Annotated in this window: 9 protein-coding genes and 1 pseudogene; 4 read left to right on the forward strand and 6 right to left on the reverse strand. The window is 69.7% G+C overall.

Annotated elements, in window-relative coordinates:
• The first annotated feature begins 96 nt into the window (after window positions 1–96).
• Both ACQPXB_RS27960 and ACQPXB_RS27965 read left to right on the forward strand, forming a co-directional pair.
• Complete coding sequence (locus ACQPXB_RS27960) at window positions 97–843, forward strand: ABC transporter ATP-binding protein (RefSeq protein ID WP_432844979.1); 747 nt, start codon at window positions 97–99, stop codon at window positions 841–843.
• A complete protein-coding gene (locus tag ACQPXB_RS27965; RefSeq protein WP_432844981.1) occupies window positions 843–3,335 on the forward strand; it encodes an FtsX-like permease family protein in 2,493 nt (830 codons plus the stop codon). The genes ACQPXB_RS27960 and ACQPXB_RS27965 overlap by 1 nt, the downstream gene beginning before the upstream one ends.
• Window positions 3,336–3,763: 428 nt before the next feature.
• On the opposite strand, the pseudogene ACQPXB_RS27970 reads toward ACQPXB_RS27965, so the two are convergent.
• From ACQPXB_RS27970 to ACQPXB_RS27995, 6 genes and pseudogenes are all read right to left on the reverse strand, one after another.
• Window positions 3,764–4,030 (reverse strand): annotated as a pseudogene (locus tag ACQPXB_RS27970) (SAM-dependent methyltransferase); the annotation flags it as partial.
• A 272-nt stretch (window positions 4,031–4,302) separates the two neighbouring features.
• Entirely contained in the window at window positions 4,303–5,814 is a 1,512-nt protein-coding gene (locus tag ACQPXB_RS27975; protein WP_432844982.1) for a flavin-containing monooxygenase, read from the reverse strand.
• Window positions 5,811–7,334, reverse strand: coding sequence for a class I adenylate-forming enzyme family protein (locus tag ACQPXB_RS27980; protein ID WP_432844983.1), 1,524 nt, complete (start codon window positions 7,332–7,334; stop codon window positions 5,811–5,813). Before ACQPXB_RS27980 ends, ACQPXB_RS27975 begins: the two co-directional genes overlap by 4 nt.
• Window positions 7,334–9,631, reverse strand: coding sequence for a hydantoinase B/oxoprolinase family protein (locus tag ACQPXB_RS27985; protein WP_432844984.1), 2,298 nt, complete (start codon window positions 9,629–9,631; stop codon window positions 7,334–7,336). Before ACQPXB_RS27985 ends, ACQPXB_RS27980 begins: the two co-directional genes overlap by 1 nt.
• Window positions 9,631–11,718, reverse strand: coding sequence for a hydantoinase/oxoprolinase family protein (locus tag ACQPXB_RS27990; RefSeq protein ID WP_432844985.1), 2,088 nt, complete (start codon window positions 11,716–11,718; stop codon window positions 9,631–9,633). Before ACQPXB_RS27990 ends, ACQPXB_RS27985 begins: the two co-directional genes overlap by 1 nt.
• 52 nt (window positions 11,719–11,770) lie before the next feature.
• Window positions 11,771–12,535 carry an SDR family NAD(P)-dependent oxidoreductase gene (locus ACQPXB_RS27995; protein WP_432844986.1) on the reverse strand — a complete coding sequence of 255 codons (765 nt, stop codon included), beginning with the start codon at window positions 12,533–12,535 and terminating at the stop codon, window positions 11,771–11,773.
• 214 nt (window positions 12,536–12,749) lie between these two features.
• Between ACQPXB_RS27995 and ACQPXB_RS28000 the strand changes: the two genes are divergently transcribed.
• Together ACQPXB_RS28000 and ACQPXB_RS28005 are read left to right on the forward strand one after the other, a co-directional pair.
• Entirely contained in the window at window positions 12,750–13,358 is a 609-nt protein-coding gene (locus ACQPXB_RS28000) for a TetR/AcrR family transcriptional regulator (protein ID WP_432844987.1), read from the forward strand.
• A gap of 214 nt (window positions 13,359–13,572) precedes the next feature.
• A complete protein-coding gene (locus ACQPXB_RS28005) occupies window positions 13,573–13,767 on the forward strand; it encodes a hypothetical protein (protein WP_432844988.1) in 195 nt (64 codons plus the stop codon).
• Window positions 13,768–14,089 lie beyond the last annotated feature (322 nt).

A 14,089-nucleotide genomic window follows, 5' to 3' on the forward strand; every position in this document is an offset into this window, starting at 1 on the left:
GCGATCTTCAGGGTTCTTCAGGAGTGCTTCAGCACGGGCCCGCCAAGCTCGGGCCGAGGCGCCGAGAACGGCGCGACGAGGTCGGGGAGAGAGCGGATGCAACCAGACACAGTGGACAGTCCCGTCGCAGCGGGAGTGCGGCAGGTCGTGAAGATCCACGGACGCGGCGACACGGCGGTGCGGGCCTTGGACCACGTGTCCCTCGACTTCCCGGCGCGGCGGTTCACCTCCGTGCTCGGGCCGTCGGGCTCCGGCAAATCCACGCTGATGCACTGCCTCGCCGGGCTGGACACCGTGGACGCCGGCAGCGTCCGGATCGGACGGACCGAGCTCACCGGGTTCTCCGACGCGGCGCTCACCCGGCTGCGGCGCGACCACGTCGGGTTCGTGTTCCAGTCGTTCAACCTGCTGCCGACCATGACGGCCGAGGAGAACATCCTGCTCGGCCTGCGCCTGGCCGGCCGCAAGCCCGACCCGGCCTGGTTGCGTGTGGTCGTCGACGCGCTCGGCCTGCGGCAACGCCTGCGCCACCACCCCAGGGAACTGTCCGGCGGTCAGCAACAGCGCGTGGCGTGCGCGCGAGCGCTGATCGGGCGGCCGCAGGTCGTGTTCGCCGACGAGCCCACCGGCAACCTCGACTCGCGCTCCGGTGCCGAGGTGCTCGGCTTCCTGCGCGCGTCGGTGCGCGAGCTGGGCCAGACGGTGGTGATGGTGACGCACGATCCCGTGGCCGCCTCCTACACCGACCACGGCGTGCTGCTGGCCGACGGTCGCGTCGCCGCCCACGTGCCCCGTCCGACGGCCGACTCCGTGCTGGCCGCCCTGACCGGCCTGGGGGTGTGATGCTGCGCGTCATCGCCGCCGGGGTCCGGGCCCGGCCCCTGCGCCTGCTGCTCTCAGCCGTCGCGATCGCCCTCGGCGTGGCGTTCGTGTCCGGTTCGTTCATCCTCTCCGGTGCCGTCGGCGCCGGGCTCCACGACGCGGTGTCCGTCCACCTGCGCGGAGCCGACGCGGTCGTCAGCCAGACCCGCGGCGCGGCCTTGGACGACGCGCTGCTCGCGAAGGTGCGCGGGGTGTCCGGCGTCGCGGCGGCGGACGGCCGCGTCACCGTCAGCGCGCCGATCCGCGACGCCTCCGGGCACGCGACCGACGCGGCCGCAACCGCGCTGCCCGCCGATGCCGCGCTGCGGCCGTTCGACCTGGCCGGTGGCCGGTTCCCTCAGCAGCCCGGCGAGCTCGCGATGGAAGCGACCACCGCCCGGGACTTCTCGCTCGGGCAGCAGGTAACGCTGTTCGATCAGCAGGGCAAAGAACACGCCTACACGCTCGTCGGCACCTTCAGCCGGCCGACGGACGCCGGGATCGGGGCCGACGACCTGGTCCTCACACCCGAGGGGCTGCGCCAGGTCGCACCCGGCGCGGAGTTCGACGAGATCGTGGTGCGGGCGGCGCAGGGGGTCGCCCCGTCTCAACTCGTCACCAACCTCGACCAGGCGGTAGGCGGGCAGGGCATTTCCGTAGTGACGGGAAGCCGGGCCGCCGCCGAGCTGCTGAACACGACCGCGCCCGATTCGGCGGAGCTCACGAAGTTCTTCACCGCGTTCGCCGTGCTGGCGATGGTCGTGGCCGCGATGGTGATCGCCAACGCGTTCACCATCCTGGTCGCGCAGCGGGCGAACGAGCTGGCAATGCTGAGGTGCGTGGGCGCCGGGAAACGGCAGGTGTTCGGCGCGGTGCTGGCCGAAGCGGCCGTGGTCGGGGTGGTGGCGTCCGTCGTCGGACTGTTCGGCGGGCTCGGGGTCGCCGCCGCGCTGCAGGCGATCACCGGCTCTCCGGGAGCGCCGGTCTACGTCCCGCTCACCGCGCGGACGGCGGTGCTGGCGCTCGTCGTCGGCGTGCTGGTCACGGTGCTGGCGGCCGTGCCCCCGGCGCGGGCGGCGACGCGGGTGGCGCCCGTGGCGGCGTTGCGAAAGCCGGTCGAAGGACGTCAGGCCCGCGCGGGACGGCCCCGCGCGATCGTCGCGGCCGTGCTGTTCGTGGCCGGAGTCGGGGCGGCGGTGGCCGCGCTCGCGGCGGACGCCCAGGACGGCGCGGTGCTGGCCGTCGCCGCGATGGTCGCGTTGCTCGGCGCGCTGCTCGCGGTCGGGCCGCTGCTGGCCGGACCCGCCGTGCGGGTATTGGGCGCCGTCACCGCCCCGGTGCTGCGCGAGCCGGCGAAGCTCGCGGCGCTCAACGCCGACCGCAACCCCCGCCGCACAGCCGCAACCGCTGCGGCGCTGACCATCGGACTGGCCGTCGTCGCGCTCGTGACCACGGTGACCGCGGGCGTCGAGGCCGGCCGCAGCCAAGGCGTAGAGCAGCAGCTGCGAGCAGACTTCACGGTGACTTCGGTGGTCAACGGGCAAGGACTGCCCGCGACCCTCCCCGCGACGCTCGCGGCGGTGCCAGGGGTCGCGGCCACGGCGTCGGTCACCGAGTTCACGGGCGACCTCGGCTCGCTCGGTGGCTACGGCATGACCGCCGTGCGCGGCGACTCGCTCGGCACGCTGCTGCGACCGGTCGTCCTCTCCGGTGCACTCGACCGGCTCGGCCCCGGCGAGCTGGCCGTGAGCCGGCAGCTGTCCGAAGAGACCGGGCTGGCGGCGGGCGCGACCGTGCGCACGGCTTCGGGGTCGTCGCTGCGGGTCGTGGCCGTTTACGACAGCGTCGACGCGCCGGGCGCCGACCTCGGCCTCGCGCTCGTCGACCAGGGTGAGCTGCCGAAGATCGCGATGCCGGACAGCGAACACGACGGCAGTGTGCTGGTGAAACTCACTCCGGACGCCGACGCCGACCAGGCCGCGGCCGCGCTCGATCGGGCGCTGCAACCGACTCCGCTGGCGAAGCTGAGCACGATCGCGGACCTGGAAGACCAACTGTCGGCGCCGCTGCGCAGCACGCTCGAGCTGCTGTGGGCGCTGACGGCGCTCGCCGTGCTGATCGCGTTCGCCGGGATCGCCAACACGCTGTCGCTCTCGGTCCTCGAACGCACCCGCGAATCGGCCCTGCTCCGTGCCCTCGGCCTGACGAGGGGTGGCCTGCGCGCCGCATTGGCAGCCGAGTCGGTGTTCGTCGCCGTGTTCGGCGCGGCCTGCGGCCTGCTGCTCGGGATCGGCTCGGCGTGGCTGATCGCCCGCGTGGCCTCGACCGACGCCGAGCCCGTGCTCTTCGCGCTGCCCTGGGCCCGCCTCGCGGTGCTGCTGGCCGCCGCCGTGCTCGCGGCCCCGATCGCGGCGGCACTGCCGGCCCGGCGCGCCGCCCGGGGCTCGCTCACCGCCGGGATGGCCGGGCAATAACCAGTCCACAGAGGACGTCCGTTCTTACCTCGGTCCGTGGTCGATCGGGGAACGCGCCGTCGGCAAAAAGTGTGCTGCCGGCGGGTTCCCCTTGTCCGATAGGACAATTTCGGCGAACGACACGCAGGTCACGGCGCCGGGCACCGGAAGTTCACCGGTCGTGGTGCTGCCGCCACACCACCGCACCGGACTGGCGTTCACCTCGGCAGCACCGGTGCCGGCAACGAGGCCACGACCCGAGGCTCCGCACCCACTCCGTTTCGCGCACGAGAGGACAGCTCATGCCCAAGGTGACAGTCGGGGAAGAAAACGGCGCGCCGATCGAGCTCTACTACGAAGACCACGGCGCGTTCCCCGAACTGGCCGACACGGGGCCCGACTCCTACCGAGTCCGCGTACACGCACGCGGCCGCGACATCGCCCCACTCTCAACGTCCAGGAACCCGTCGAGAACTACCTGATCTACGCCCTAACGCTCGGCGGAACAAGCTGAGACGTATCTCCCGCGCGGCCCACCAAGTGACACCGGTACGCGCGGCCTGCCCCTGCCCATCACGCATCCGGTGCACGTTCTCCGCCGTCGGCAACCCGGACCCGAGGTCGAGGAACTGGCGGACCTCGGTCTGCTCGACCAGCCACCGGCAGGCGCGGGTCAGGAAGTTGCGGTTCTCCCGCGCGAACCGCGCGCACCTCGGGCATGGACGCGACGATCTGCTTGGCTGCGACCTTGTCGACCTCGTACCAGCTGTTCCCGCCCACCAATGCGGCTTGGGTGAGCCCCTGTCGCGCCCTGGTCAGGGCGCGACAGGGGTCTGCTCCCGCAGCGCCCCGCCCCGCAGAACCCGGGCGCACATTCCGAGGTCAACGGGAAGTGGCGTCTCGTAACCGGAAATCTGGATACGATTCGGTGCCGCGTGGTCCGGCGGATGCAGTCGCCAGCGCGACTGCAGGTTCACGGTCAATGGGATTACCGCGACATTCGCAGCTGAAAGTCCGACATCCGGGCCCGCCGGGTTCGGCGCCAGAAAGCGATCGTCGTGTCCGGCCACAGGACTGTGTTGCGCCCGGAGCGAGGGTCCTGGTACCAGCTGCGGCAGCCGCCGGTCTGCCACACGGTGCCGGCCATGCGTGAATCGAGCCATTCGTTGTACGAGTCCTGTACTTCCGGCCGGACCTCCACGCACTCCGCTCCTCGCCGCCGGAGCCTGCGCAGGCTGTCGACGATGTAGCGGGCCTGCGACTCGATCATGAACACCTGCGAATTGTGGCCCAGCGCGGTGTTCGGCCCGACCATCAGGAACATGTTCGGGAATCCGGCGACGACGGTGCCGAGGTAGGCCTTGTTCCCCTCGCTCCAGGCCTCGGCGAGCGTGCGGCCGTCGCGTCCGGCGATGTCGATGCGCACAGTGTTCTGAGAGTCGAACCCGGTGCCGTAGATGAGGACGTCGGCGGTGGTCTCGGCGCCGTCCGCACCGACGACGGCGTCGGCCCGAACCCGGGCGACTCCGCCCTGGTGCACGGTGACGTGCGGCTTCGACAACGCGGGGTACCAGTCGCTGGAGATCAGCAACCGTTTACAGCCGATGGTGTAGTCCGGCGTGACGATCTCGCGCAGTTCCGGGTCCGGCACCTGCTTCTTGATCAGCCGTCGGGCGAGCGCCGCGGTCTGCTCCATCGCGGCCGGGTCGCTGACGAAGCCCGCGGCGCGGTTTTCGTGGATCCAGAACAGCCGCTCCCGCACCCACCATCGGTAGGGCGGCAGCCATCGCGCCAGCCTGCGGTGCCGCTCGTCGAAGGGCCGGTCGGCCTTGGGGACGATCCACGGCGGAGTCCGCTGGAAGACGGTCAGGGAGGCGACCTGATCGACGATCGCGGGGACGAACTGGATGGCGCTGGCACCCGTCCCGATGACCGCGACCCGCTTGCCGTTCAAGTCGACGTCGTGCCGCCAGTTCGCCGAGTGGAACACCGGCCCCCGGAAGGTCTCCACACCGGGCAGGTCCGGGTAGGCCGGATGGTGCAGGGGCCCGACCGCGCAGATCAGGAATTGCGCGCGGTAGCTGTCCCCTGTCGAGGTCAGGATTTCCCAGCGGGCGTCCGCCTCGATCCACCGTGCCCGCTGCACGCGCTGCCCGAACCGGGTGTGGTCGATCAGGCCGCGGCGCCGGGCGACCTCACGCAGGTAGTCCAGGATTTCCGCTTGGCCGGCGAAAAGCCGGGTCCAGTCGGGTTTCTGGTCGAACGAGTAGGAGTAGAGCGGCGAAGGGATGTCGCAACCGCAGCCGGGGTAGGTGTTGTCCCGCCAGGTTCCGCCGAGGTCGTCGGCTTCCTCGAGGATCCTGAAGGACCGGATGCCGGCCTTGCCGAGCATCGCCGCGACGCCCAGCCCGCTGAATCCGGCGCCGACGATCACGACGTCGACGTCGTTGACGGCCGGTACCTCGGCCTCGGCCGAGGAAGTGTCAGCCGCGGAAGTCATCGAACTCCTTCGCCGGTGGCGGCCGCGTCCTCGACGAGGCGGCGTTTGAGGACTTTTCCGGAGGGGTTGCGGGGTAGTTCGCCGACGAAGCGGATTTCGGCGGGCACCTTGTAGTCGGCCAGCGCGCCGGCGGCATGGGCGCGCAACGACGCCACGCTCGGAGTGCGCCCCGGCCGCGGGACCACGACCGCCCGCACCCGTTCGTCGAAGATCGGGTCCGGCACCCCGACGACGGCCACCTCGGCCACGTCCGGATGGGTGGCGAGGACGTTCTCCACCTCGAGGCTGTAGACGTTCTCGCCACCCCGGATGATCATGTCCTTCAGCCGGTCGAGGACCCGGACGAACCCGTCGGCGTCGATACTGCCCACGTCGCCGGTGTGCAGCCAGCCGTCGACGAAGGTCGAGGCGGTGGCCTCAGGGTTGTTCCAGTAGCCGCCCGCGACCACCGGCCCCCGGACGCACAGTTCGCCGACAGTGTCGCGCACATCCCGGGGCCGCCCACCTTCGAGGGAAACGGCGACCTGCACGCCGGTGACCGGCTTGCCCACCGTCTGGGTGCGGCCGAGGTACTCCTTGCCTTCGGTGTAGGTGACGATCGAGGTTCCTTCCGTCAGGCCCCACACGTTGCCGAGGGTGAGCCCGGGAAGCTGCCGCGCGACCTCCGCGGGAAACCCCTCGGGCACCGCGGAGCCGCCCAGGACGAACAACCGCAGCGCGGACAGATCCGCGGCGGTGTCGGCCGCCTTGAGCAGGATGAGCCTGAGCATCGCGGCGACTCCCGCGAAGAACGTGACTCGCTCACGCGTCATCAACGCCACGGCGGTCTCGGCCTTGAACGCGGGGGTGAACACACAGCACGCTCCCGCGGTGAAGAAGCCGATGAGCTGGGAGACGGTGCCGGTCGCGTGGAACATCGGCGCCGCGATCAGCGTCCGCTCGTTCGCGGCCGCACCGAGCCGTTCCCGGACGGTGCGCGCGTTGAACAGCAGGTTCGCATGCGTGTGCATGGCCCCCTTGGGCCGGCCCGTCGTCCCGGATGTGTAGAGCAGGTGGGCGACGTCGTGCGGAGCGCGGGCACACCCGGGCAGGGTCGCGGGATCGACATCCTCGGCTGCGCCTGGCTCGGCCGTGAGAAGGTCCGCGGTGACGATCCGGTCGGCGAGCGCCGCCGGCACCCGGGCGCCGAGCGTGTCATCGGTGACGATCACGGTGGCACCGCTGTCGTTCAGGATGTGATCGAGTTCCGGCTCGGTCAACCGGGTGTTCACGAGCACGACGATCGCGCCGGCCAATTGTGCGCCGCAGTACCCGATCGCGTACTGCCAGCCGTTGGGCAGCAGGATCGCGACCCGGTCGCCCGGCGCGATACCCCGGGCCAGCAACCGGACCGCGACGGCTGTCGAGTGGCGCAGGGCCTCCTGGTGCTTGAGCCGCACGGGTCCGTCGACCAATGCCTCGCGAGCAGCGTGGGCACCGGCGACCTCGACGAACCGTCCCGCCACATTGGTCGCCGTCATCACGCTCGCTCTTGGAGAGCCATGTCGCAAAGGGGCTCGTCGCCGTCCCGCAGGATCTCGGTTTCGATCCGGCGTCCCGTGACCGGGCACAGGTACTCGCGGTACCGCACGGTGTAGCCGGCGCGCGTCTCGTGTGTCGAGAACTCAGGCCCCAGTTCCCGCACCGGGCGCTCGAGCACCGCACAGCCGTCCTTGTAGTTCGCGGTCACCGGCGCGAGCAAGGCGCGGCCGGACGCGGTGACGAAGTGCCACGCCCCTTCGTGCTGGACCAGTGCGAGCTCACCGCCGAGCAGGTGCAGCTCAGCCGACTCGGGTGCGGTGCGCACGCCGTCCGGGACGGTCGCCGCGGCGAGGCGGTCTCGCAGCAGCTGAGCTCGCCGCGAGGTCGTCGCCGGCGCGTCGACCTCGCCGCCCGAGCGGAGCACCACGCCGTAGACCCGGTCCGCGGCATCGGCGGGCAGTGCACCCGCGGCCACATCCGCGGCGACCGAGTCGGACTCGCGGGCCAGCGGGTCACCGAAACCGGTCGCGTTGGCACCGGTCCATTCCCACACCCCGTCATCGCCGACCATGAGCGCCGGGCCCTTCGCCTCGACAGCCGCCTCAGCGCCCCCGATGGCGTCGAAGTCCTGAGGGATCACGCCGGCCTCGAACGACTTGCGGACGTCCGAGCCGTGCTTGAGCCGGAAATGCCCGACCGACCCCGGATTGGCGCCGAACGCACCGACCACCTTGGGGAACGACTCGTCGATGTAGACCGCCGCGGCCAGACCCGGGCCCCCCCACGGGATGGCGGCCTCGAGGAACCCGCGCCCACCGCGGAACTGCCCCGCACCGTCGGCGCCGCCCGGAAGTGCCCGCCGGTAGAGGTAGAGCATCGGCCACAGCAGTTCGAGCTCCTCCACGTTGCTCGCCGTGCCCTCGGGGATCCAGAAATGACCGCCGAAATCCACGCCGTCGCCCGCGGGAGAAGCCGCCAGCGAACCGATCATGTTGTTGGCGTTGGTGCCGATGAACTGATTTCCCTCCGCCGTGACGCCACCGGAGATCATCGCGTAGAACGCGGGGTGGGCCGGCCCGATCGCGAGCCCGGCGATCTCCGGCTCGGCGCACGCCAGCATCTTGCCGATCACGGTGCTGGCCAGGCTGATCAATGTCTCCATGGTGTACATACCCGCCGGACTGACCGCGGCGGGAAAGTCCGCGCACGACAGCGTTCCGGGGACCGGCTCGAAATGCACCCGCCGGTAGACCCCGCCGTAGGCACCGGCGAGATCCGAGGTCAGCGACGCCGTCAGGGCAGCCAGGAAGGCACCGGCGAACCCCGCGTAGGCGACGTTGATCGACCCGGTCTGCGGATCGGTCCCGCGGTTGTCGACGTAGAGGTGCTCGCCGACCTTCCGCACCGTCGTCTGGTAGACGTACGTGGCATTGTCGCCCGTGTGCGCGGCCTCGGCGTACATGCGGTGAGACCAGGTGCCGTCGGGGATCTTCGCCAGCCGCTCCGCGACGGTTCGCTCCCCCGCGTCCAGCACGCGGTTCATGACAGCCTTCACCGTGTCCGCGCCGTAGCGCTCCAACAGCTTGGTGATCTTCTCCACGGCCACGAGGTTCGCCGAGATCGCCGCGCGCAGATCCATGTGCACGTTCGTCGGAACCCGGGACTGGCGCAGGAACATCTGTTCCAGATCCGGCCGGATCTTCCCGCGGTCCACGAGCTTGAACGGCGGGAAGGCCGGCGGGTCGAGGAAGATATCGGTGGCGTCGACGCAGAAGCTGCCCATCACCGAGCCACCGACGTCGCTGTGGTGCAGAACGTTGGAGACCCAGCAGAAGATCTCCTCACCCACGAAGACCGGCGCGGCGACAACGGCGTCGGGCTGGTGCGGCGACCCGACGAACGGGTCGTTCGAGACGTACATGTCCCCCGGAGCGATGCCGGGGTCCTCGGCCCGGTTCTCCAGGACCCACTTGATGGTCAGTGACTGGGAGTTGGAGAAGTACTGCAGGTACGGCCCCAGGAAGACGACATCGCCCTCCTGGGTCAGGATCGACGGCTGGAAGTCCCGCGTGATCATGGTGACCGGCGAGACGCAGAGCCGCTGCAGGGTCTGGCCGTGCTCGAGATTGATGTTCATCAGCGAATAGCGCACGACCTCGAACGTCACCGGGTCGACGGCGGCGGAAGCCGTAGTGTGCAGCTGCACGGTTGACGGCACGGTGAGCGGCTCGCTCGGGATGTACCCGCGCGCGACACCGTCCCAGACGACACCCGGGGCCTCGGGAGAGATGGGCATCAGGACTCCTTCGTGGTCGGAAGCTGCAGGCGGAGCTCGTTGCGGGTCCCGGTGGACAGGGACGCGCCGGGCGGGACGGCGATGGTCGTGTGCGCGAGCTCGACGAGCGCCGGGCCGGAGACCGTTCCGGTCACGGAACCACGGTGCACCTCGGTCGAGGTCCATCCGCGGCCGGGCCAGTAGACATCGGCGCGTTCGACCGGGGCGGCCGGCTCGCTGTGCGGCGCGGGAATCGGGATACCTGCGGCGACCGACGCCCGGGCCCGGAACGCGAACACCTCGACGGTCTGGAACATCGCGGTCCCGCCGGAGCCGTACCGGCGCACGTACTCCGCGTCGAAATCGGCCAGCAGTCGCTTGCCGTCCGAAGGCAGCGTCACCGGAATCTCCAGGCTGTGCATCAGCTGCTCGCGGAAGCGCATCAGCGCGTCGATCTCGACGACCACGTCATCCCCGAATCCGGCCGCGGCCAGGTCCGCACGGGCGGCGGCTTCCACCTCCGCGACGCCTGCGGCGAGGGCATCGGCCTGCTCACCGTCGAACGGTGCGAGCAGGCCGCGTTCGAGCTCCTTGTAGAGCACCACGTCGCCGGAGGCGATCCCGTAGGCCGACAAGGTCGATGCTCCGTTGCCCAAGGGGATGACGACTTCCCGCACCCCGGACTCGGCCGCGTAGCCGAAGGCGTGCACCGGGCCCGCGCCGCCGTAGGCGTAGAGCACGTAGTCGCGCGGGTCGTGCCCGCGTTCGAGCGTCTGCTGCCGGATCACCGTCGCGGCACGCATGTTGTTGATCTCCAGGATCCCGGCGGCGGTCTCCTCCAACGACAACCCGAGCTGCTCGGCCAGCCGCCCGACCGCGCCGACCGCCGCATCGCGATCCAGCGGCATCCGTCCGTCCAAAAAGGCCGCCGGCCGCAGGAGCCCGAGCACGACGTCCGCGTCGGTGACCGTGGGCTCGGTGCCGCCACGGCCGTAGCTGGCGGGCCCCGGCTCGGAACCCGCGCTCTGCGGCCCGACCCGCAGACCGCCTGTCGCCTCGTCGAAACGCGCGAGGGTTCCTCCGCCGCAGGCAATGGTCTTCACCGCCAGGTGCGGGAGCCGGTAGGTGTACTGGTCGATGACGTTGTCCTCCGCCATGACCGGCTTACCGTCGATGACCAGACCGATGTCGAAGGACGTACCGCCCATGTCGGTGGCCACGACCCGGTCGTGGCCGTACGCCTGCGCGAGGGTCGCGACTCCGGTCAGCCCACCGGCGGGACCGGAGTCGATGGTGCCCAGCGACGTCGCCGCGGCCGCCTCTCCCGGGAGGACACCGCCGTTGGACTGCATGACCAGCAGTGGCTCGGTGAGCCCGGTGTGACCGAGACGGTCGGCGAGCCGGCTGAGGTAGCGGGAGCACGCCGGCCCGACGTAGCCGTTCATCACAGTCGCGACGGTGCGCTCGTACTCGCCCAGCCGCGGCGACACCACCGCCGAACTGGACACGAACACATCAGGAGCCGCCGCTGCGAGCGCCTCGGCCAAGGCCCTCTCGTGCTTGGCGTTGGCGAAAGACCACAGCAGCGAGATCGCGATCGAGTCCAGCCGGTGCTCGGCGATCATCCGCGTGATGTCCTCGACCGCCTGCTCCGTGTTGAGGTCGACCACGACCGCGCCGGAAGCGTCGATCCGCTCGTGCACCTCCTGAATCGCTCCGGGCACAGTGATCGGCTGCGGGAGCCGGCTGCCGTGTACCGCGAAGACGTCCTCGATGGACCGGCCGGCCACCCGTCCGGATCCGCGCATCATCAACAGGGCGTCGCCGTGGCCCGCGGTCGCGACCAAGCCCACCCTGGCGCCCGCCCGCTCGAGAACCGCGTTGGTACCGATCGTCGTGCCGTGCCCGAACCGGTTGGTTCGCGCCAGCAGGGTGGCCAAATCGAGTCCCTCGGCCTCCGCGAGCCGCCCGAGCCCGGTCATCACCCCGGACACTGGATCATCCTTTGTGGACAACGCCTTCGCCGTGCGGTGCTTGCCGTTCTGGTCAACGAGGACACAGTCGGTAAAGGTGCCACCGATGTCTACGCCGATGTAGTACAAACGCAACTCCTGACTGTTGCTCCGCGGCGGCGCGATGCCGCGGCGGAGGTCGAGGGGATCAGCGGTAAAAGCCGCCGAGAGTGAGACCGGCGCCGCCGTCGAGGCGCAGGATCAGGCCGGTCGCGTAACCGGCGGCCGGGGAAAGCAGATAGAGCACCGAGCCGACCACCTCGCCGAGGCTGGCGACCCGTTTCATCGGCACCGAGGCGAGAAGCCGGTCCCGCGCCGAATCCGGCATCGCGAGCACTTTCGGCGTCGCGAACAACCCGGGCGCGACCGCGTTCACCCGGATCCCGTCGGGTGCCCACTCCGCGGCCAGGCTCCTGGTCAGGCCCAGCACCCCGGCCTTCGCCGCGGCATACGAGGCCTGACCGGGCAAGCCATCCTGCGCCGCGATCGAGGCCAGGAATACGATCGAGGACGAGTCCGCCGCCGCCAACGCGGAATATGCGGCCTGCGCGACCACAAACTGCGAGAGCAAATTCGCCTCGACGTCGGCACGGAAAGCCGCGAGGGGGAACGTCTTCGCCCGATGGATGGTGTCGACGATTCCCGCGCCGCAGATCAGCGCGTCAATACCGCCGAGTATTTCACCGGCCTGGTCGAGGGCGCGGCGTGCGGCGCCGTCGTCGGTGAGGTCGGCTTCGACGAGTCGCACTCCGGGCGCGCTCGTGGCGCCCGGGCGATCGATCCCGACCACGTCCGCCCCGATGCCGGCCAGCACGGAAGTGAGCTCACGGCCGAGACCACCGGCCGCTCCGGTGACCACGACCCGGCTTCCCGTGACAGGCGTCGTCGACCATCCCGAACCGAACTCCGCCATGCATGACCACCTTGTCATCCGACTCGCACCACGATCGCCCCAGGTCACGGCCCCTGCGGCAATGTCGATCGTTCGATCGACACGAACGGTATAGTGACGCCGACCACGGCGTCAATGGTTTCGGCACATATGTCGATCACTCGATCGACACAACGCCGTTGTCCGCTACCATCGCCGAACCCGGGGCCGGCGGGGCTCGACAGGAGGTGCGCGCGTGGCCAGGAAGAAGTCGCTCGACGACGGGCCTGTGCTGCGCGGGCACATCCTCGAGAAGGCCGGCCGACTGTTCTACGAGCGGGGATACGGGTCCACCTCGATTCGGGACATCGCCGACGCGGCCGGAATCTCGTCCTCGACGATGTACCACCATTTCGCGAACAAGCAGGACGTCCTGTACGCCATAGTCTCGCGATTCATGACCGACTTCGTGGATGCCACCGTCCCGATGCTTCGCGACCGCACGGTGAACCCGACCGAGCGAATCCGGCGGGCAGTCCGCCTCCATATCGAGATCAGCGATCACCGCCGCCCCGAGCTCCTCGTGGGCAACCCGATCCGCTATGCCCTCAACCAAGCCCAGAAAGAACAGGGCATCAAACTGCAGTCCGCTTACCACGACGCAGTACGGGACACCATCGAGGACGGCTGCCGCTGCGGAGAATTCAGCGTACAAAACGTCCCGATCACGACCATGGCCGTGCTTGACATGCTCAACGGTGTCCGCGAATGGTTCGCCCCGGGAGGCCCCCTGACCCGCTCCGAGCTTGTCGACCACTACACCGACATCGTCACGACGATCCTGGGCGCACGACCGGCTCGGTAGCAGCCGCTCACCGTTCACAGGCAGTCTGCGAGTCGGCCGCAAGCCGGAAGCCGACGGCACGACGGGCCGCAGACGAGCTTCGGTCGCAGTTCAACCCACTCGGCGACCGAGTGTGTGCGCAAGAATCGCCATCAGCTCTCCTATCTCACAACGAAAGTTGCCCCTCGATTACACGTGTTGAGACTGCGCGACCTATGAGGACAACGAGCTCGACGTGACCGAAGACTTCCGACGGGCAAGAGGCACCGTGGTGATCGGCAACGCCGAGTCAGAGGCCACAGGAACGATCACGGGTAAGAAGATCCACCAAACCATCAGGTCGTACGACGCGCACCTGACTCGAGTCCAGGTCCTCACGTACGACGAATTGGTCGACGGTGCACCACGAGCCCTGCAATTCACAGGCTGACGAACACGTCAGTTCTTGACCGATCCGAGACGAGACCGGGCTTCCATCCCCCGCGGCGGCCTGGCGCCGAACTGCATCTCATGACGAAGACCTGCCGTTTATTGACGAACTGCCAAAACGGTCTACAAGATTAACTTCAGGCGATGTTTGAGCAAGTCAGAGGCGCGATCAAGGCGTGAAGAGTGGGCCGGGTCGGGCTCGACCTGACGGCCAAGGGATTATGAGTCCTCCTGGGGTCAGCGGTGTGCTGACCTGCGAAAACGCAGGTCAGTGGCGAGCGTTCCGTCCATAATCCCTTGGGTTTGACAGGATCCCCCAAATT

The organism is Amycolatopsis sp. CA-161197 (assembly GCF_050942255.1).
In the GTDB taxonomy this organism is placed as follows: domain Bacteria; phylum Actinomycetota; class Actinomycetes; order Mycobacteriales; family Pseudonocardiaceae; genus Amycolatopsis.

Excerpts from the sequence above, each read along its gene's own strand:
- ACQPXB_RS27960 (WP_432844979.1), top strand. The coding sequence starts at position 97 with ATGCAACCAGACACAGTGGACAGTCCCGTCGCAGCGGGAGTGCGGCAG.
- ACQPXB_RS27965 (WP_432844981.1), top strand. The coding sequence starts at position 843 with ATGCTGCGCGTCATCGCCGCCGGGGTCCGGGCCCGGCCCCTGCGCCTG.
- ACQPXB_RS27975 (WP_432844982.1), bottom strand. The coding sequence starts at position 5,814 with ATGACTTCCGCGGCTGACACTTCCTCGGCCGAGGCCGAGGTACCGGCC.
- ACQPXB_RS27980 (WP_432844983.1), bottom strand. The coding sequence starts at position 7,334 with ATGACGGCGACCAATGTGGCGGGACGGTTCGTCGAGGTCGCCGGTGCC.
- ACQPXB_RS27985 (WP_432844984.1), bottom strand. The coding sequence starts at position 9,631 with ATGCCCATCTCTCCCGAGGCCCCGGGTGTCGTCTGGGACGGTGTCGCG.
- ACQPXB_RS27995 (WP_432844986.1), bottom strand. The coding sequence starts at position 12,535 with ATGGCGGAGTTCGGTTCGGGATGGTCGACGACGCCTGTCACGGGAAGC.